Raw genomic sequence first — 20,673 nt, forward strand, 5'->3', positions numbered from 1 at the left:
GAATCCAAAACAAAGTTTTCGACTGCAAAAAGCTGTATTTTAGGGCAAAACACTGGAGTGCAATGATATCACAATGCGGCTATCCAGGTTCAGGTTCAGATCCTGATAGGGGTTTAATAAAAACTCTAATTTTTCCATATCATAAATTATTTTATTGCCGTTGTTTTAAGCAATCGTTATCTTACAAAATTCAATTTTAGAGCGCTAAGAAAAAATGATCTGGTTTAAGAAATGAGATACGTGCAATCTTGTCGCATTTGGCATTATAAATGCTTGTTGTCACCTAAAAAGTTTATAAAATGAGTTTACCGCGCATTGTTGATTTAAGCAAGACCATTGAGAACAGAAATAAAAAAGACCATCCTATCATCAGGATTAAAATAAAGCATAAAGCGCATAAAAAATCGAAATGGCTGGTCAGGTTAATCGGTGGCCTGCCTTTTAGACTCTTTCCTTCAAACTTTATAGGATGGGCTGATGATACGATTGAAAAGATGGGCGTACATGCAACCACGCACATTGATGCCCCATGGCATTACAGTCCCCTTTGTGAAGGAAAGCCGGCTAAAACTATTGATGAAATACCTTTAGAATGGTGTTTTAATGATGGGATAGTGATTGACATGTCACATAAAGAAGACTTTGATCCGATAACTGCTGATGATATTCGTGAATTTCTGAAAAATAATGAATTGGTCATCGTACCCAATATGATTGTGCTGATTAAAACAGGAAGGGATAAATATACCGGCAAGGACTTCCTTTTTAAAGGAACGGGTATGAGTGCGGAAGCAACAGAATGGTTAGTGGATCAGGGTATTAAAGTAATGGGTATTGACCAATGGGGTTGGGATCTGCCGCTTAAATATATGGCTGCTAAGGCAAAAAAAGAGAACAATAATGAATTGTTCTGGGAAGGACATTTGGTAGGTACAAGGAAAGAATATATCCATATTGAACAATTAACCAATCTGGATTCATTGCCTTATATTGGTTTCAAAGTAGCGGTATTCCCCTTGAAGATAAAAGGAGGTTCTGCAGCTCCGGCAAGAGTGGTGGCTATTTTTGAATAAACTTTAGATGTACAAGCCGCCTCCCTTTTATGCATTCCCATTTTGGCAGTGTTCGGGGGATACGGCTAGACAACACGATTCACCGCTTGGATACTTTTTCCACCGAGGTTTCACGATTAGAAAAAGAGCCAGATCTCAAAGCAAGCTAAAGAAGTTTACTGCATTTTAATGCACTTGCTGATAGTTTCTAACCGCTTATCACTAGGATCGTAAGTCATGAAGTCAATAAAAAGATTAACAAAATACTATAAATCTTCATATTATTTAATCTCCTACATTTAACCTGCCAATATCGGATCATAGAACCTAGCTCCGTAATCATATAGGCCTAATTATCCCAGAAACTCTTATAATTTACTAATCTTACTTTTTCTTAAACTAACAATCAAAAAAGCAACCATAATTATAATCCCAGATAGAATTGAACTCAAAGAGTACCCTCTATTAAGAAAGCCTAACAATCCTTTTTCAGAAAAATGAAGTATTGGTATTCTATCAGTGAAAAACAAATAAGCTAACTCATATAAAAACATATTGATAATTAAAAACAAAACACGTCTTTGTCCGGTTAAATATCTTTTAAGTATATAAAAAACAATAACCGAAGGTAAGAATTGTATAAATACTGCTAAAATGACCGCCGACGGAGCCATTCCAACCTCGCCGCCACTATAACCGCTATTAGCTATATAAGTCATAAAAAGGCTAATTGTCAAAATACCTTGTAAAATAAACCAAATTACCATCCTCAAATATATTTTATGTTAAAAAACAAATTAATAAAGCTTTACCGCTTAACCCATCCAGAACCATTCCATGTATATGTGCCTTCTTTAAGTCTACTTATATCATTGAAAAAGGTAAAGATGCTATGAGCAGCTTCATTTGGATCTTCTCTATAATAGTCAACCCCCTTTTCCCTTTCATTGGCGAGCCAACCATAACCATCTGAATCTTTACGGCCTTTCTTTTCGACATGAGCAAACTGTTGTGTGTAAATATTTGGATCTACGGTTAAACTCTCACCTTGATAGGGATCAAAGTCTGCTACAAGTGTAATCTTTATTTGAGCTTGTTGTTCTTCAGGAAGTGACTTAATGTATTTTTTTAGTGCTTTAACATAACCTTTTCCATATGCTGCGCCCATACTATGAGTAACAACTTTAATTGTTTCAATTATCTCACCCGATGCTTTATCTCTTGCTAAATTTTCGATCACCGTTTCAGCGTCTTGCGATCCCTGTGCATATCCGTCACTTTTTCGTCCACCAGGAAGATTCACACTCAACATGGCATCACCTCCAATACCGAATTTACCTCCAGCAGCCCCATCACGATAAATTGCATTACCATCTCTGAGTTGTTTCATAACAGCGCCATCAAAGGACAAGGCGCCCTTATTCCAATAGCCATTAGACCCCTGCCAGCTGTAGTGATCGTTCTTTCTTTTGCGCCATCTTTGATATCCTGTAGCCCCATCACCAGAATGATTTCCATTAATAAATATTACGAGATTACCATCTGGATCAATTGCATTAATTGGTCTATTAAGTGCGTAAATATATGGAGAGTGGTTAAAATACAATTCAGCTTTATTGTCAGTCCTTGTCCACCTTGCAATCACTGGATCATATAACCTTGCCCCATAATCAGACAGGTTCACTATGAAAGTGTATCTTAACTTTTGACTTCCTCAGGATGTAATAGATTAAAAATATAAAAAGCAGTCATAATCAACACACCGGAAATAATTGATGATAAGGAATATGCTCTGTTAATAAATCCTATAAATCCACTTTTAAAAACATCGAATATTGGTAAACTATTAGAAAAAAACAGGAATGACAGCTCATATAGCACCATGTTGAATGCAAAAAAGATAATGCGGTTATTCCCTCTTATGCGTTTCTTCAGCAAATAAAAAACAACAACCGAAATCAGAAACTGTATAAATACAGCGATCATTACAGTCATTGGTGCCATAGCTTTTTCCCCATCTCCATAGTTGCCTTTGGTGACGTATATAATTGAAATAAGGATTGTAATAATGCATTGCAAAATAAACCAGATAATCATCTTAAATTATATTAATAGTAAACAAATATTCTATTTCTGCAGAATCCACTGATCCCCATCCCATTTGTATGAGCCTTCTTTCAATTTACTTATATCATTAAAAAAAGTACTAATACTATGCGCAGATTCCTTTTTATCCTCGTGATAGTAATCAACTCCACTTTGAATCTCATTGCCAAGCCAACCAAATTTATCAGAACTTTTCCGCCCTTTCCCATTTTTATGATTAAATTGTTGGGTATATATATTTGGATCTGCCTCCATACTACCTGCAAAAAATGGATCGAAGTCTGCCACGAGAGTAATTTTTATTTGGGCTTGTTGCTCTTTAGGTAAACTACGAATGTATTTTTTAAGTGCTCTAACATAACCCTTTCCGTATGCTCCTCCCATACTGTGAGTCACAATTTTGATAGTTTCAACTATTTCTCCCGATGTTTTATCCCTCGCTAAATTTGCAATAATAGTTTCGGCATCTACTGTACCTTGATTATATCCACTTGAATTACGTCCTTCAGAAAAAAGAGCACCAAAATCATTAAGCCCCATCTTTCCGCCACCGGAGCCGTCTCTATATAAACTCTTATAGTCGTTCAATTGCTTCATCACAGCACCATCAAAAGAACCTTTCTCATTCCAATATGCATTGGACCCCCGAAAGCTATAATTTATATTTTTCCTTCTTCTCCAGCCTTCATAACCTGTAGCTCCTGATCCGAAATGATTTCCGTTAATAAATATTACAACGTTACCGTCTGGATCTATCGCATTGATTGGTCTATTTAATGCATAAATGTAAGGCGAATGATTAAAATAAAACTCCGCCTTATTATCTGTTCTTGTCCAGCGCCCAATTACCGGATCATAGAGTCTTGCTCCGTAATCGTACTGTATACTTTAATCCAGCTTTTTAAGCCCCATCTTCATGTAGTACTTATTATCCATCAAGTCCATCATTTCTGGATTACTTAATTCTATCTGCGATATTTTAACCCTAGATGTAAACTTAGCAGGAATTTCAGACAGCGCATTAGTATAAATAATCAATGAGTCGGCAGTCTGCTTGTAAAACAGCGAGGTACTACTCACATCATAAATAAACATTGAAGAGCTATCAGGGTCAAACTTCAAATCAGAAGATGTTGATATCGCGATAATCTCTTTATTTCCATCAATCCTCTTCTTCAAATATAATGTGTCCCTATGATTAGTAAACACAAGTTTATCCTCAGCATAGGAAGACGTCTGAAAATCTGGCATTACGCTATACAGCCCCAGTAAAATAAATCCTCCCACCACTACTGAGGTAAAAAAAACAATTAATAATACCTTCTTCATTTATTTACGATTAGAGTTCCAACCATTTAAAATCATTCTTCCAGAGTATTCTTCTTCACCATAGAAGGGAGCGGAACCAAATGAGGTACCAAACGTCACAATTCTCAAGGCATTCCAAAATGAATATTTTCTTTGCTGCAGCGCTCCAGCCAGTTTCATGTAAGTAATGCGGCTAATTCGTTGTCCTTGAATAGTGCCCGTCCGTCCATTTAATCCAGCCAAGTAGTTACCAGCAGATCTAGCTGAAGCATATTTACCATCCAACAATTTACCTGTCATCACCCCGTCTTCAGCCAGAAAATCAGCTTCCTTTATATCAAAACGACGGCGATTCCTGGACTGTTGTCCAGTTAAATAAAGGTCCTGCTCATTTGCCATATCATTATATGTATCTATTATCTTGTCCCATGATTCACCAAAACGAATTCTCCCGATCGGCTTTTTTTTAGCATCATTGGTTGTAAATTCATCCCAAAACTCAGTTTCCCCCATCTTTTGCCCTCCGGCAGAAGTAGACCGTTCATGCCTCTTATCAATATTGGCTTTAGTCGGGGCTTTCCCATCCTCATTGTTTTCATGTCTATATACACCCAAATCCCCGTCGTCATAAACTGCAATGACTTTACCGTTACGATCTGTATGAGTAGAAGCAAGATAGTTTGGACCATCTTCAACTCGCATTCCATCAGGATCAATAAATCTAACTGGATTATTTAACGTATAATTATATGGCGACGTTACTGCGTACATTTCAGCCAACTGATCTACGACATTCCACCTTCCAATCACCGGATCATAGAACCTTGCCCCGTAATCATATTGCCCGCCTAATTCATCCTGGATTTCTTTTCCGTTATAAAGATATTTATTATTTAGTGAAGCCGGACTATTTGCTGATTTTCTTAGACCAAAAGCGTAATAATCATCGCTCTGGATACGCTCTAACCCTCCGGAAGGATTTTTATAAAACGTATACCTAACATTTCCAAGATGGTCCTTCAGATTATATTCATAGCTGAAAGCACCGTTCGAATTATTTCTGACGATACCCTCTTCATGATGAATAATATCAATGACATTTCCATTATACTCAATTCCATCTATATAGTTTCTTACTGTACCATTACTGGTTTTCTGCAACTTACGACCCGAAGCATCATAAGCATAAGTTACCTCAAGCCCGGTTTTGCTTAATGTAACAGGCAAATTAAGATGGTTATAGGTAATTCTCAGACCATTCCTGCCATCCAATTTCACATTTCCATTCACATCATACTCATACTTGCCTGTTGCAAGAGATGCCCCACTAATTTGATCCAAACGATTACCTAAATAACTATAATTACTCAGCCCTGCATCGTCTCTATTCAGGCTTAAGATGTTACCCATCACATCATAAGTTAACACTTCTTTCATCCCTGCACTGTCAGCTTTTAAAAGTCTGTTTAGGAGATCGTAAGTATAGACGAACTTTTTAGTATAGTCAACTCCCGTTCCCCATCTTTGCCTTGCAATATTACCATTAAACTGAGGATTTGTTCCATCCTGATAAGTCAGTTCCATTCCAAATTGAGCTGAAGTACTCTTTTTTAACCAATTTCTTTCATTATAGGTATAGGTTGTATTTTGAAGGAAACTACCTCCCTTATTGGTACTATGCAAAGACTTTTCTTGTAGCTGTCCCAACTCATTATAATCCAGTTTACTCAGCATCACTTCGTTTAATGGATTTTCATTGATCAGTTCATAAGTTGCTCTTTTGCGTCCCATATGATCATATAAATAACGATTCGAAATCGTTGTCTTTACCCCGGCAACAGTATTTATTCTTACACTTTTCTCCAGCTCCCCTGCAAAATTGTAGCTATTGCTGATCACATCGTTACCATTCAAATGGTTTTCACTTTTAGTTTGAACCAGTCTTCTATCAGTATCGTAATAATTCACAGTCAACAGCATAGTCCCGGTTCCAAGTACGGTAGTCCGGTTTCCGGTAAGCATACCTTTGGTTCCTGCAGTACCTAATTGACTTAGACTCCCATCTGGTAAACCAAACGTATTATCCGGAAAACTATAGTCATCATAATAATTAATCGAATGGTAATAGGTAATATTTGTTGGGAAGGCATTGTTGCTATATCCAATTCCTCCTGCTGTTCGGTTTTCCCAAAGTCTAGCAGCTCCATTAACTTTACTCTCCAACAAAGACGCGTTTTCTGTAGAGATGCAGATACCTGTAAGGATCAGTCTACCCAAACCATCATACTTATTAAATAGCCATTTCCCTTCTGTTTTTTGAACCGAATCCTGACTGAGCACTAACTGATCAAGATTGTTGTACACCATAGATTCCCAACCTTTTCCTGGAATCTTCTTTCTGATCATCCTTTTTCTACCGTCATAGCGATAGCCAAAGATGTACTGATCGAATACCTCATTAACTTCCGAAAAATTGTTCTGACCAACTGCCGGAGGAATCACATAGCGTAGATTATTAAAATTATCATATACATAATAGGTACTTACATCTCTGGCTTCAGTTTCCCAGCTCCTTTTTAAGATAAGGCGGCCTTCAAAATCTTTAAATTCCTCTATACTCCCCACTTTTTGAGTTGCAGGCGTATTCTCATCTCTGGTGATTGTTTTACGCAGTCTATTCACCTCATATGTTTTCGTGCTTTCCGCACCTCCGGCCACCAATTGCCAAAATTTAACTTCACCCGCTAAATTAGTTCCATGGTCTATTTTTTTGGTATGCCCTTGACTAAGCTGCCAGGCAACCCCGGGTGCTCCCATTTCCATTATCCGATTCAGAGGTGAGGCTTCAAATCTGGTTTCAGAAAAAGCAGCATTTTGGATAACTGGAATATCAATGGCACCTGCGGCGACAGGATCATTATAAAAACTAGTCTGATCAGCAATTGCTCCAGGTTTAAAGCTTCCATTGCTGGTTGTTAACGGAGCAGAATAAGAAAGGTATTTAAACCGTTCCCGGCCAAAATCATCATAAGCCACAGGCTGTACTATATCTCTAAAAGTCGGGCTTCCCTGTACTGTATTAGCTTGTAGTCCTCTACCCAAACCATCAATATATTGAACAGTCTGGTTTACCTCACGCGTGTTTCTTGCTGAATCAATATTTCCCGGATTTACATCCGGCATCTTAAATAACCTTGTCCGCACATAATTCTGGTTTTTGGAAGGGAGCCATGCCGACAGGACACTTTCCATAAAATCAGGAGCTGTAAAAATATGAACTTCGCTATCTCTGGGAACGAAAAAACCATCTTTCAGGGTGACACTTTTAGTGGCACTGATAGTTTTTTCATTTTTATAAATATTTAACGTCTTATGTTCCTTGTTTTCCTGAGCAATTGATGAAACTATTGCCATTGGCAACAGGATCAAATTAAGTAAAATTGTCTTTTTTATATTTAGCATACGAAAGCTTCTAGATTCCTTTAAAATTTTAATTTGGCATTATTGGATAGCGCAGGGCTGAGCATTTGCCTCGCTGTAAACCTGGCTCGCTGTTCCATCAGAAAACTCATATTGATAGGTACAGATATAAGAATTACCTGAACCACTTGAAGAAAGATTCACTCTTCTTCCTGTTTCGCAAAAACCGTTGATCAATTTCTTATCGGGTCCGCTGCAAAAGCACTCCCCATTTCTATTGGCATAATCCTGCCCTTTCAAATTTGTTTCTGCTATTGCTTTATCATTTGCTTCTTTTAAAGTTGCTCCCGTATAAGTTCCAGCTGGAACTACATAAATCACCCTTGACCCGGTACCTTCACCGCAGTTGTTTCTAAAAAACGGAGTTGACAGTAAAGCATTCTCGAATACAGGAATCTCTTCAGTACCTCTAAAATGATAGCTGTAATTTTTTATGATGTTCCATTTGTCATCCCGAACATTGGCTAACCTTTTAAAGCTATCATACTCATAATAGGTTCTTTGATCTGAAACATCATTCTTACTGGTCATTCCCACGAAGGGATCATACGTATAAGTAGTCATCTGAGCATCAGACGGATACAAACGCAGCTCATCTACAAATTGAATTCCGGTCAGCACGATACTAGTAGTTCCTGAAACAGTATGTTTATAAAAAGTCCAGCCTTTGACCGTAATTCCCTTTGCTACATCGTTAGTTACCGGCAAAGCGTTCACTGCATTAATGGTAGCCGCTCCGGTCCCCCCATCTTTTAACCAATAGGAAACAGTATAGACTATCGAACTATTTAATCCGGTTTTACTTATTCCATTTGTATTATTCAACTTATAACAAAACCTTCCGGTTGGAGAAGTCAAATCCGGAGTTCTGATCTGGCTTAAACCCGGGATGGTCCAGCCAGTTAAACTGTCTGTTTCAAATGAAGTATAAGCAATATCAGAAAGGCTGGCATTATTGACCTCAGAAATCGGATATTCCCGTTTATAGTCCCATAAGTAGGATTGCACAGGCCCATTTGACAGTGAGTAGCTTAAAAGATTCCCGGAATTATCATAGTCATGAAATGTCTTACGTATCTCAGGAGTCGGACTGGACAAACTTGAATAAATGTTTTTAGGCACATACACTCCTTTAAATGGTTTATAAAAATCTGTTCCCTGTAATTCATACGTTCCGTCTGAAAAGGAAACCTTACGCTGAACAACAGGGGAACGAAAATAATTGTTATACATTTCCGTATACACGCCTGTCGGGTCGGCAGTTGTCATATTCCCCGGATATTTATACTCGGTGGTAACGGTTTCTCCCTTACTATTCACCAGGAGGTTCTTCCACAGTAAATTCTCCGGGCTGTAGTAACTAAAATTTTGTTTGACAGCTGTAAGTGGATTGCCATTAGTGTCGAAATTTCTGACAGTAGTTTCCTCCAGATAGGGATAAAAAGTATAAGTCTTAAGGGCCGTCATCCTGGTAAAAGGATACCGCTCAACACCAGGTATCACATTTCTAACAATAGATTTTACAAATTCATCGTACCGGGATGGCGAACTGTTGTATTTATAATCAACTATTTCAACCGGAACACCTGCAGCATTATACGTTTCCTGAGAAGTTAAAAGCCCCCTTTCCAGTGCTCTTGAAATAAATGGATCAATAATAGTCGTATTGTCGATATTGGTGAACATGTATTCTGGAGCCAGGTCGCCATAAGTATCATGGTTTTGATATTTACTCACTACTTTTCCTCCACCTTGAGTTTGTTCTGTTATCCTTGAATAAGTAATATGTGCTCCATTGGTATTGCCAAGCATATTTATATAATTCTCAGACTCCATGTCGTACTTTTGCTGATAATTAGCTGATTCTCTATAGTAAGATAAACTAATCCAGGTTGAAACTTTATAGTCAACGTGTGTACGTCCTGACGCTCTGTAAACAGGTATTCCGGAAAGAATCCCGCTGGAAGTATTATTTTCATTCAGGTAAGAATACTCCTTCACAATTGGCGGATTTGTATTGGCTCCATCAGAAGAGGTAATTTTTCGGATCCTCAATCCGCCGGCAATGCCATTGGATGCCCTCAACTCAAATAACGGGAACTGGGTTGCAATTTTTGAATAGTCATGCCGCTCATATTCAAAGCTTGTTGTGCCTCCTGTTGGATAAGTAATTGAAGTCAGTATTTCAGCTTTCATCAGTACCGAATCCGCAGTCCGGTACCCATACATCAGATTAAAATCAACGTCTCTATAGAGCTTGCCGTTATAGTACCCCCAATTATCTGCCTTTTTTGAGTTATATGCAGGAAGTTTTGTTTCGTTATAAAGGAAGGAATACTTATCTAATTTTCTATCGTCACTAAAGGCCAGAGATTTTAACTTTAAACGCTCAGTGTTGTTGTTGATATAATCAAACTTCACCGTTGTTTTATCGTTAATTTTTATCTCATCCAATTTTGCCCAGAAATTTTTGTCCTCGATTACCATGCTGCCATCCATCCAATGAAGATTAGCACCTTGCATTAAGGCGTCGAAATAGCTTTTATTGATTTCGTACTTGAGTTCATCAGATTTACTCATTGTAAATTGCACATCCAGCCCGTTTGAACCTTTTATGGACGACAAATACACCGGATGTTGAAGAATCATATTCAAATTATCATTATGACCACAGCCGATACAAGGCCTGTTAACAGCGCCCTCGGTATAAACAAAAAGCTTTCTCACATAGTCATTTACAACAATGGGATTCCCATCTCTTTTGTAGGTAAAATTGACCTTGGTAACTGGATTACTGGAAATCTCTGTTAAATACCATGCTGTTGGTACCGGATCTAAAAAACCACGGACATTGCTATAGAAATCAATCGCATCAACATCACCTCCAAATATATATTTTCGCCCCTCTTCCGTCGTAATCACAAACTTGTAAAATGGATTGGTTGCGGTTTCATACAAATCTGAAGTTCCATTATAAAAATTCATTCTCAGATCCTGATATAATTCTGGTTCCACAGAGATTTGTTTTCCATCTTTAGATTTCACTTTTATCTTCAGGTTGTTCAACTCATCACGGTAGAAATAAAAGCTTGCATTTACTCCAGGCGCATTGACCATAAACTCATCTGGTTCAGCGTCTAAAAATCCTTTGTCATCTTGTGAATGGGTACCGTAAAATTTTTCAAACGAAGAAAATGACGCCCAATCATTTCCGGATAATTCTTTGGAGAGGTAGAAATGTCCAAACCATTGTCTGGTAAATCCAATGCCGCTTTGCCTTTGGACATCCGCTTTATCCAATTCGTCTTTAGCGCCATTTATGATCCTCGTAATACTTCCACCACAAGACAAATTCCAGCCAAGACCAACCCAGGTTGGATGCTGCTCCGTTTTTATTCCGCTGGCATGATAAGTCAACTCAATTGGAACCTGAATATCTTTATTCACCACAGTATAAATAGGCACCGCAATTCTTGGCAGGCCATTAAATAGGTCAACCGGGACCTGACCATATTTACCAAGTTCCGCAGCATTTGGAGTAGGAAATGAGATCTGTCCTTTAGTAATGCTAAAAAAAAGCATCAGGGCAGTACACAATAACAGAGATTTTTTCATGTTTTGATTTGGTGATCTTATAAGTTGTAGAAGTGGGATTTTTTTGTTTATGACCCGATAACAGATCGTTTATAAAAAACAAATAACTGTTGATTTGAAAAATTTTTATTGTAATCCAACACATTACACCGAAAGAAACGAGTTCGACCTACAAAAGAAATTTCGCAATTATCTGATAAAGAGAAGTATTGAGCATTTAGACACATATGAAGCGCGAGGTATATTTAAACAATTAACCAAGCTGACAATAATACAAATAAAAACAACCTAAAAGAAATAATAAGTAATATTAAAATATTTTATGCATAAAATAATAAAAAAAACATTTCCACCTATATATCACCTTAATAAACATCTACTGATCAACAACCTAATTGCAGCGCAAATTCCTCAATTATTTAACTCAAGGGGCCTCGCAGTAGATAAACGGAATTTATCGGACGAGTGTAAACATTTCTGGCAGGTGAGCGGTTAACGGTTCAACTTATTTTCAAGCTTCCGGAGTCTTTCTCCCATTTTATCACGTTCTAGATTATGAAGCTTATTTAACTTCTCCATCGCGATTAAATGCAATGTTAACTCTTCTATCTCTTTCAGGAGCTTTTTATTCATTTCACCAAGTGCAAGTCCATCCTTGTCGATTTCAGCGGCAGAAGGAATCTCAGGTAAATGTCCACTATCCAAAATGTATTTTTCAATTTCAGCCAGTGAAGGCAGATTATACTCTTTTTTGAATACATAATCTGGCCAGTTAGCCATCTCCACTCGTAGTTTTAATATTTAGGTCCCATATGGACGTTGTAACCGTTGCTCCAATAGAGGATCTTAAATAATTAAATTACATCTATTCGTTAAAATAACTACTTCGTAAATAACAAAAGCCTAAAAATATTGACAATACGTTGAATTTTTACCATTTTTTTTAGTCCTGAGTAAAATAGGGACCCAAATTTCAAACTTTACAAGCTTCAAACTAGAATTCGCGTAATAATATCGCCTGTTCGCCACGGCGGAGCGCCTGTTGGTGTAAAAGGATAACATCCATACATTTCAAGCTAAATATTTAATCTAAATTCACATCAATATCTTGACGAGTTCATTTTATCAGAGGAGGCCGAAAATCTAAAAGAGTAGGCATAATCAATTATCTTTACAATCAATGAAACGATTTCCCCTATTGTTTTCCGTTCTTCTTATTTTATGGTCATGTAAAAAGGCCAATGTTCCTGCTGATCAGCCGGATTTAAAATCTGATGTTTCTAAACAAGCAAATGTTCAACTACGTTCAAATCCAACCTGGAATTTACTTGGATATGGATACAATGTTACAGGCGAGTACGCAAAATCCACTTCTGCCAGAGGTCAAATTATAAATATTCAGGCTTTAAAGAATGCTCATCCAAGTGCTGTCGAAGAGGAAATATTCCTGAATGAAGACTTCAGTGCAGAATTAGGAGGTAATTCAATTGAAGTATCTAAAGGATTAACATTCAAAGCGGGTCTTGACAGTGTAAATATTAAGGCATTTAAAGGCAGCTTTACTGCAGCTTATCAAGATTCAACTTATAAATCATCTAAATATATCTTCGCTAAGTATAACTTAAAAAAAATACAAAAGAGACTTTACCTGATTGCTCCTTTGACCTTACTACAAAGTTATCTTGATCCAGGTTTTGTATCCGCAATTCAGTCGCAAACTCCTGCTTACATTGTGCAAAACTATGGTACACATTTCATGAAGGACATTCTATTAGGTGGCAGGCTGGAAGCTTTTTACGAAGCGCAAACATCGAATTCAAACAGGAGAAATGCCGCCGGAGGTGGATTGGAAATAAGTGTACTAAAGATTTTTGGCTTTAGCGCAGGATATTCAACGATTACTTCTGAAGCAGCTTCTAATTTTTCTCAGAAACTTCATTATAACGTAGTTGGAGGAACAGTTTCTGTCGAAACCAAAACGGTATCAATAGATCCTAACTCAACAGTAATTCCCGTGGATATTAGTAACTGGAAAAACTCTGTTACACCTTCAAGCTCAACCTTAATCGAATTTAACAATCCATATCCTGGGGCAGAACCCTTAATTCCGATATATGAATTAATTGCTAATCCTGCAAAAAAAGCCGCGGTTAAAAGTTATATAGAACAATATCTAATCAACAATCGTGTCAAGATTGATCCTGAAAGTGTTTATGAAAATTATTGTGCAAGTATCTCAGATCATATTTATACGCTGAATCCTAATGAAAACCTGCAGTACAATGGTTGGGTTCACCATGGAGCTGCATTTAAAGCTTTTGCTTCCCAGGTGCCGGGTACAGTTCCGGTTTTTGAAAGTTATAACGATAGTTGGTATATGCACCATTATGCTCAAAATCAATATGAAACATCCGGATGGCCTGGATTTGTAAATAACGGAATGGGTTGGGTTAAGTTTTATGCATACAAAACTCAGGTTGCCGGAACAGTACCGGTTTATCAATATAGGGCCAATCGTGATTACGTATATTCTACTAATGGCAATTTGTCAGGAATGATATTAGAGGGAGTCGCGTTTTATGCTATTCCAAACTAAATAGCTTTGCGTTAGTCCTACCTACTGAGGAATAATAACAAAGAGACTGTCATTAGACAGCCTCTTTGTTCCTTTAAAAAAAACGGTTAATCTTTATACGTCCCTACTTCTGCAAGCGCTGCAAACTGCGCCCCATCATACGAAGACTTCATATTCAGCTTAAAATACCTGAAATTCTTCACTGTCGACAATATAATATCCTGAGGGTTGGTCGTATCCTGTAAAGTAAACGTCCCCAGACTTGTCCATGCATTGGCATTATTACTCGTCAAAATCTCTATGCTTTTCACCCTTCTGGAATCTCTTTGCCAGAAGGTAAACCTGTTTACATCCTTAGCCGATCCCATATTAATCACCAGGGTATGCGGGTAGCTCGTTGCGCTACTTGACCAGCGGGAATGCCAGTACGTAGAAATGGAATTGTCGATCACATTCGTTGCCGCACCGTTTTCACTTGCTGTCTCCTGTGAACTATAAGAAGTAATGCTCCAGTTTGTTTTGCTGTAAACCGGTTTATCGGCAATATTGATCTGTGGAATATCGTTGGCAAAAGCGTAATTAATCACCTGTGAACTGATGCTTCCATTCTCGTGACAATACCTGATCGTAAACTCATAACCCGTATTTCCTTTCTCCCTGAAATCACTCACCGGCATGCTGACATAAAAACTGTCCGTTCCGATGGGTTTGGCTGCAAAAGTTACAGAACGATAGCCTCCTGGATCTGTAGCAGCAATTCTATGGTATAAAGCGATATCTTTCACTGCTTTAAGCGAACTGAATTTTCCGGCGACAATGATATTTCCGCTTTGGTATTTGGCACTGAACTTTGTCAGCTGAAAACCGGGGGCAGCATACCAATCTGACCTTGTAGTACTACTGAACACCTGACAATTCGCAAGTATGGCTGCATCTGCCGGAGAAAGGTAAGTTGGAGCTTTTCCAAAAGTACTGTTACCAGATCCCATCAAAGTGGTTCCAAAGGTTACATTTTGCGATTCCGCTCCCCCATTGTGAGGAAGGTTGATTCCATGTCCCAGTTCATGCGCCAGTCCGCCGATCCATATCGTCGAGTATTTATCGTCCGGCTTGCCAAGATTAAGCGTATCCAGACCGGTATAGTCCAGCGCGAAACACCAGCGTCCGATTCCATAGAAAGGACCTCCGCTAGGGTATCCGCTTGCATCATAAGAATAAGTTGGGGTAACGACCAGGATATGGTCACTCGTTTTTTCTCCGGGATGGGCAGCATAATAGGCATTAATTTCTGTCATCATCTGACCAGAGCCACCTTCATAAGGGTAGGTTGCTTTTGGATAAGCCCCTCTGATCACGGCCATTTTCAATTTCCCCTGTGCATCAACAGGGATGCCTACCGTTTTATTCGTGTAGCCCCAGTGGTTCATCCATTTGGAAACAAAATTCTGAGTGTACACCATTACTCCATTTAGCCTTTTCTGATATCCTGGAACCGTATCCAGGTCGGATGGAATAAAATAAACCACATTCAGGTTATTTGTCCCGGATTGAGGTCCGTCTCCTGTAGCGCCGAATTTATTGGCAGCTCTTTGATTTTCGCCGACAGGTAAATCCGAAACTCGTTTACAACTGGCAAGGACGGCCAATGATGCAATCAGTAAAATTGCAGATAATGAAAGTCTGTTCATAGTTTTTGGTTTAGGGTTATGATTGGTTGGTTAATTCGCATTCAAATTATCGGTACCCAACTTTCAAAACACCTTCGTCAAACCATCTCCCTTTGAATTCTGATGACCAATAAACAGCTACTAAGCAGCCGCTTACATAAAACTATAGATTAAAAGACGAAGAAGATCCATTCCATATTGCGCAAACGTTTGATTCCTGCCAAAACGCTTGTTTTTCAACAAAAAACAGATTACAGACAGATCATTGTTCTCTTGTGGCTCTCGAAAAGTGAAAGATTAAGATGATAAACGTATCCCAGGTGCATTTTACCACACAGGCAGTCCTGTATCCTGTCGAAAACAAAGCAAATACGGAGAAATGGCTCATCCTAACGCAACCGTTTGCGTTGCCTGTCCGGGAAATCCATAAACCTGAGAGAGACCGCCCCAGGGCCGCCACTTATTCATATGAGGAATAAAAATGAGAAATTAATGCTTTTTCAGCAGATTTGGACTGAGGCAACGAACCTGAACATTTTCAAAACTCCCCTTGATGGCGATGTTTTTCTCGGCTCCTTCTTCAATCGAGTTCTTTCCGGAAAATTCAAAACTGCCGCTAACGACGGCAATATTGCCCTTTACCTCTACCGCCGTTAAAGTGAAAGTACCTGTTTTAGAATCTGCGGTGATATCTTTCGTCGAAGCTTCTCCATCACCAGTATCCGAAAAAACGGCAAAGTTTGCAACAGCTTTATCATCCATCGTACTCAGCACGGTTTTCCCTGGCTTGAATTCCCCCATTTTCTTCAAATCGATCATCACATTAAGTAAACGACCATCTTGCTCAAGACTACATCTTAGTCCGAAAATTGCCTTTTTATCCAGCCCAATCATCGCATGACCATTGGTCTGCCTGGTGGTATAAGCTTTGCCGTTTTGCTCAAAGCTGACCAACCCCGAATTAACACCCGACTGTGCAAAAGCAACAGATAACCCACTAAACATCAGTACAAATACATAAGTAAAAATGGTTTTTATTTTCATGGCTGTGAAATTTATGACGATTCAAACTACCTATAAAAATAAATAAAAAACAAGATGATTCAATCTAAAATTCTCAATGCTCATCAAAATCACTAAACATCTTAGTCAGGCGCTCAGCCGCATCCTCAGCGTGCAACATTTCCGTTGAATCCAATGTCATTTTAGTCACCTCTGCCGCCCTGCTAAGCATCTGTTTCTCGTATGCAGCTATTGCAGTCTGTATTGTAGGAAATTCCTCATTGCCTAAACATTCGGCCAATTCCATTGCATCCTGCATGGCCATGTTTACACCCTCGCCGGCATATGGTGGCATAACATGTGCTGCATCGCCAATGATCGTTAAGTTCGACTGTGTTTCCCATTGCTGGTCCAGTGGAAAATAATACTGAGGTCTCGGCACAAATGAAATCTCTTCTGCCTGGAACAATTCCTGCCAAATGATATCCCATGAGCCAAATTCCCTTTTAAACCATTCAAAGACCTGTGATTTATATGAAAAGTCAATTCCGCTGTCCTGAACCCAGGATTCCTCCACCCTGCAACCGGTATAAAACGAAAGACTGCCATCCCCTTTAGCACTTAAGATCAGGGATTTCCCCTCACCAAAGGCAAAAATCTTCCCTCCATCCAGCAGCTTTTGTAAAGCCGGTGCATTTTTATCGGCCTGATAGACATTTCCTTCCACGATCGTGATCCCTGAATAAACCGGGGCTATAGTACTCAGTAAAGGTCTGATTTTAGACTTTGCCCCATCAGCAGCAATCACGACATCTGCGATGGCTGAACTTCCGTTTTTGAACTGTATGTGCCATTGATTTTCCTGTTGCACCATAGCCACATACTGACTATCCCAAACCACGGTATCCGCATGCAGGGATTCAAGTAAAATGTTTCTTAAAGGGCCACGGTCAATCTCGGGACGATCGTCTACCAGATCTCCAGGTTCGTCCCAATCCATTTTAATGACCGCATCTTTATCCATAATGCGCATCTTTCCTGCTCCTGGACGAAAATTAGCGTAAAATTCAGTCAGCAGCCCTGCCCTGCGCAAGGCTTCCAAACCTGATTCCTCGTGAAGGTCCAGTGTTGCACCCTGTATCCTGTTCTCCTGATCGAAATCTCTTTCATATACTTTTACATCTGCTCCCTGGACTTGTAAAAGCCTGGCCAGTGTTAGTCCTCCCGGCCCGCCACCTATGATGGCAATTCTTTTGTTTTTCTTCATTGCTATTTTATTAGGAGACAAAAGTAGCTGACTGTTAAAGAATAAAATAGCTATATTAGTTCAAAAAACAGTCGTAAATAGTCATGATATGATTTTTGAATTCACATCGTCTGAACACATTGGAATGCTAAGTGCTTTTGCAAAAGCCATTGGCAGCAAAGTAGAAAATGGGATCGTTGAGCTTCCTGAACACTTGGGAAATGGCTATATGAGAGGACTCGATCTCGGTCCTCAGATCCGAATGATGATCAGACAATATGAGCTTAACGAAGATTTAGTATTCAGACGTTCTGCTTCAGGAAATGGGACGAGAGTTGTCGTCATCGCATTTCACAATTTCTTCTATCCCTCATCCGATAAAAAGCCTGGTTTGCCCTTCGTCCAGATCACCACAGCAGGTATTGATTATGAAGATTTCTTTCCGGTAAACTCCACTATCAATACCATCATTATCGCGGTAAATGTCGATTTACTGAAAACGCTGCTGCATCCCGGGAAAGAAGATGCCTTGTTCCAGGAAGAAGATACCCTGCTGCAAGAAGAAGATGCCCTGTTCCGAAACATTCTTTACGGAAACCAGCCGTTTTTATATGAAGAGCTCATATCTCCGCAAATGCAGGCATTGGCCAACCAGATTGTAACTGCCGGTCAAAATGGTCCCTTACAACATTTCTTCTACAGGCTAAAAGCCGAAGAGCTGATCTATTTGCTATTTATGGAATTGTTAAAACGCAGGGAAGCACCTGCTCAGACACTTAATGTGGCGGATGTAAAGAAGATCTATCAGGTAAAGGACAAAATCCTGGCCCATATAGATCATCCTCCCAAATTGGAAGAACTGGCAAAGTTTTCCGGCATGAGCGAATCGAAATTGAAGCGATTGTTCAAACAGATTTTCGGAAAGAACATTTACGACTATTACCAGTCGTTCAGGATGACCGAGGCCGCTTATCTTTTAAAAGAAAAAGGATTATCCGTATCGGAAACTGGTTATCAGCTGGGCTTTTCCAATTTGAGTCATTTTGCAAGGGTATTTGAAAAATATATCGGACTTAAACCAAAGCGTTACGCTTCGACGAACGCATCGCTATAGCAAACCCAAGGCCTGTTTCCTTTCGTCAAAAGCGGCAATGATCTGCTTTGGTCTTTTATTTAACTGCGCTGTTGAAACACGTAGTAAATTGCCGTTCTTTAACGTAATGACCAGTGTGTATGTCGTGTTTACCACATCCCCCTCTGCCGTTTTGTTCCTCACAGTCTCTTCCAGAATTTTGTAGGATTCCAGGTCCTGCCATTCGTAAAATGCTTTATCATCCAACTTCAACCCTTCATCGGTGAGGATGAGCACATTGGGACGTCTTAAATAAACCATGACGTAAACTCCGATAACCATGACAAAAAGCATGTAAATCAGGAGCAGTATAAATACAATGACATTCGTCTCGTAAAAATACAGCACCACAATTGCGGGACCGAGGAACAGCAGCACATTTGCGACCTCCAGCGGCAGGGATTTCCAGGATTTCTTAATCACCAATGGTCTCATAACATGCGATCTAAAAGGACAATCTATAGGATAAAGATCCTTAATTTATTTATATTTTTAAGCCTGATGTCGCAACTCCCCCCTTTTATTGTCGGTTATGCACGTGATGTCCTCTCTTTAAGATTGCTATCTTAGTATAGCAATAAATTTAACCATAAAGCTTAAAAACCATGAAAAATTCCATTTATCCTTGTTTAGCAATCAAAGGTAAAATTGCAGCAGCATCAGATTTTTACATCCAGACTTTTGGAGAAGGAAAAGTTAGTCAAAACACACCTTTTGTCATACAGATTGAATTGAGCGGTCAGAAATTTATGCTCCTCAATGAAGGGCCTTCTTCTACTCCTAACCCCTCCATCTCATTTATGGTGGTATCTGAAAATCCGGAAGAAACAGAAAAATACTGGAATAAGCTAATCGAGGAAGGCAAAGCATTAATGCCACTCGACAGCTACGACTGGAGCCCAAAATACGGCTGGGTGGAAGACAAATACGGCGTTTCCTGGCAATTGTTTACAGGCAGTAAAGGCGAAACCGGACAGAAGTTTAGCCCTACCCTCATGTTTACAGGTGCCAATGCGGGAAAGGCAGCAGCGGCAATGGAGCGATACACCAAGCTTTTCTCTAATGCTCACGTCGGAGGCGTATTATATTATACCGAAGAAGATGGCGACAATCCCGAATTTGTGAAACATGCACAATTCAAGATCAAAGATAGTTCCTTCATGGCCATGGACAGTTCTGCAGCCCATGCTTTTACGTTCAATGACGGTGTATCTTTAGTGGTGGAATGTGAAAATCAGGAAGAAATTGACAAATACTGGTCGCAATTAACCAGCAATGGAGGTTATGAAGTAGCTTGTGGCTGGTTAACCGATCAATATGGCATCAGCTGGCAGATCATACCTGCGGACATCATCAAATGGGTGACCGACCCTGAGCGCAGTGCAAGGGTGATGAACGTGATGATGAAAATGAAAAAACTCGTGATTGCTGACCTGGAAAATGCTTAAAAATAGCACAAGGATTTTGTTTGGATTTAGTGCTTTGAAGTATCATTTTACTTAATTTGCCGG

General features: G+C 39.2%; 17 protein-coding genes and 1 pseudogene. 5 read left to right on the forward strand and 13 right to left on the reverse strand.

Annotation, left to right across the window (positions count from 1 at the left end; translation table 11 throughout):
- Positions 1-299 precede the first annotated feature (299 nt).
- On the forward strand, positions 300-1,073 hold the full coding sequence (locus BLQ87_RS12475; protein ID WP_074607087.1) for a cyclase family protein: 774 nt from the start codon (positions 300-302) through the stop codon (positions 1,071-1,073).
- A 347-nt stretch (positions 1,074-1,420) separates the two neighbouring features.
- Here BLQ87_RS12475 and BLQ87_RS12480 read toward each other — a convergent pair whose 3' ends face one another.
- The 9 genes and pseudogenes from BLQ87_RS12480 to BLQ87_RS12520 all read right to left on the reverse strand — a co-directional run bounded on the left by BLQ87_RS12480 (position 1,421) and on the right by BLQ87_RS12520 (position 12,320).
- The gene (locus tag BLQ87_RS12480) at positions 1,421-1,819 is read right to left on the reverse strand and encodes a hypothetical protein (protein WP_074607089.1); all 399 of its coding nucleotides are present in this window, start codon (positions 1,817-1,819) and stop codon (positions 1,421-1,423) included.
- Between the two features lie 41 nt (positions 1,820-1,860).
- The gene (locus BLQ87_RS12485) at positions 1,861-2,736 is read right to left on the reverse strand and encodes an RHS repeat-associated core domain-containing protein (protein WP_074607091.1); all 876 of its coding nucleotides are present in this window, start codon (positions 2,734-2,736) and stop codon (positions 1,861-1,863) included.
- 14 nt (positions 2,737-2,750) lie between these two features.
- Positions 2,751-3,149: a hypothetical protein gene (locus tag BLQ87_RS12490; RefSeq protein ID WP_074607093.1), complete on the reverse strand. Its 399-nt coding sequence runs from the start codon at positions 3,147-3,149 to the stop codon at positions 2,751-2,753.
- A gap of 30 nt (positions 3,150-3,179) precedes the next feature.
- Positions 3,180-3,755 carry a hypothetical protein gene (locus BLQ87_RS12495; protein ID WP_074607095.1) on the reverse strand — a complete coding sequence of 192 codons (576 nt, stop codon included), beginning with the start codon at positions 3,753-3,755 and terminating at the stop codon, positions 3,180-3,182.
- Positions 3,756-3,911: 156 nt separating this feature from the next.
- Positions 3,912-4,043, reverse strand: a pseudogene (locus BLQ87_RS34250) (RHS repeat-associated core domain-containing protein); the annotation flags it as partial.
- Between the two features lie 3 nt (positions 4,044-4,046).
- Entirely contained in the window at positions 4,047-4,487 is a 441-nt protein-coding gene (locus BLQ87_RS12505) for a hypothetical protein (RefSeq protein WP_074607097.1), read from the reverse strand.
- The gene (locus tag BLQ87_RS34040) at positions 4,488-7,880 is read right to left on the reverse strand and encodes a DUF6443 domain-containing protein (RefSeq protein WP_172664897.1); all 3,393 of its coding nucleotides are present in this window, start codon (positions 7,878-7,880) and stop codon (positions 4,488-4,490) included.
- 87 nt (positions 7,881-7,967) lie between these two features.
- Positions 7,968-11,561: a DUF5977 domain-containing protein gene (locus BLQ87_RS12515; protein WP_143010425.1), complete on the reverse strand. Its 3,594-nt coding sequence runs from the start codon at positions 11,559-11,561 to the stop codon at positions 7,968-7,970.
- Between the two features lie 471 nt (positions 11,562-12,032).
- Entirely contained in the window at positions 12,033-12,320 is a 288-nt protein-coding gene (locus BLQ87_RS12520; protein ID WP_074607103.1) for a hypothetical protein, read from the reverse strand.
- A gap of 400 nt (positions 12,321-12,720) precedes the next feature.
- On the opposite strand from BLQ87_RS12520, the gene BLQ87_RS12525 reads away from it, so the two are divergent.
- Positions 12,721-14,136, forward strand: a complete 1,416-nt coding sequence (locus BLQ87_RS12525) for an MAC/perforin domain-containing protein (RefSeq protein ID WP_074607105.1) — start codon at positions 12,721-12,723, stop codon at positions 14,134-14,136.
- 86 nt (positions 14,137-14,222) lie between these two features.
- Here the strand turns inward: BLQ87_RS12525 and BLQ87_RS12530 are convergent, their stop codons facing one another.
- Positions 14,223-15,803: a discoidin domain-containing protein gene (locus BLQ87_RS12530; protein ID WP_074607107.1), complete on the reverse strand. Its 1,581-nt coding sequence runs from the start codon at positions 15,801-15,803 to the stop codon at positions 14,223-14,225.
- Positions 15,804-16,084: 281 nt separating this feature from the next.
- Between BLQ87_RS12530 and BLQ87_RS33755 the strand changes: the two genes are divergently transcribed.
- Positions 16,085-16,261, forward strand: coding sequence for a hypothetical protein (locus BLQ87_RS33755; protein ID WP_172664898.1), 177 nt, complete (start codon positions 16,085-16,087; stop codon positions 16,259-16,261).
- 10 nt (positions 16,262-16,271) lie between these two features.
- Here the strand turns inward: BLQ87_RS33755 and BLQ87_RS12535 are convergent, their stop codons facing one another.
- The gene (locus BLQ87_RS12535; protein WP_074607109.1) at positions 16,272-16,826 is read right to left on the reverse strand and encodes a hypothetical protein; all 555 of its coding nucleotides are present in this window, start codon (positions 16,824-16,826) and stop codon (positions 16,272-16,274) included.
- Positions 16,827-16,899: 73 nt separating this feature from the next.
- Positions 16,900-18,051, reverse strand: a complete 1,152-nt coding sequence (locus BLQ87_RS12540) for an FAD-dependent oxidoreductase (protein WP_074607111.1) — start codon at positions 18,049-18,051, stop codon at positions 16,900-16,902.
- Positions 18,052-18,139: 88 nt separating this feature from the next.
- Here BLQ87_RS12540 and BLQ87_RS12545 point away from each other — a divergent pair, with 88 nt between their 5' ends.
- Positions 18,140-19,144 carry a helix-turn-helix transcriptional regulator gene (locus tag BLQ87_RS12545; protein WP_083361831.1) on the forward strand — a complete coding sequence of 335 codons (1,005 nt, stop codon included), beginning with the start codon at positions 18,140-18,142 and terminating at the stop codon, positions 19,142-19,144.
- Here BLQ87_RS12545 and BLQ87_RS12550 read toward each other — a convergent pair.
- Entirely contained in the window at positions 19,139-19,597 is a 459-nt protein-coding gene (locus tag BLQ87_RS12550; protein ID WP_074607117.1) for a hypothetical protein, read from the reverse strand. The two genes, BLQ87_RS12545 and BLQ87_RS12550, sit on opposite strands and share 6 nt — an antisense overlap.
- A gap of 170 nt (positions 19,598-19,767) precedes the next feature.
- On the opposite strand from BLQ87_RS12550, the gene BLQ87_RS12555 reads away from it, so the two are divergent.
- Positions 19,768-20,610 carry a VOC family protein gene (locus BLQ87_RS12555; protein ID WP_074607119.1) on the forward strand — a complete coding sequence of 281 codons (843 nt, stop codon included), beginning with the start codon at positions 19,768-19,770 and terminating at the stop codon, positions 20,608-20,610.
- Positions 20,611-20,673 lie beyond the last annotated feature (63 nt).

This window comes from Pedobacter steynii, assembly GCF_900103665.1.
Lineage (GTDB): Bacteria > Bacteroidota > Bacteroidia > Sphingobacteriales > Sphingobacteriaceae > Pedobacter > Pedobacter steynii.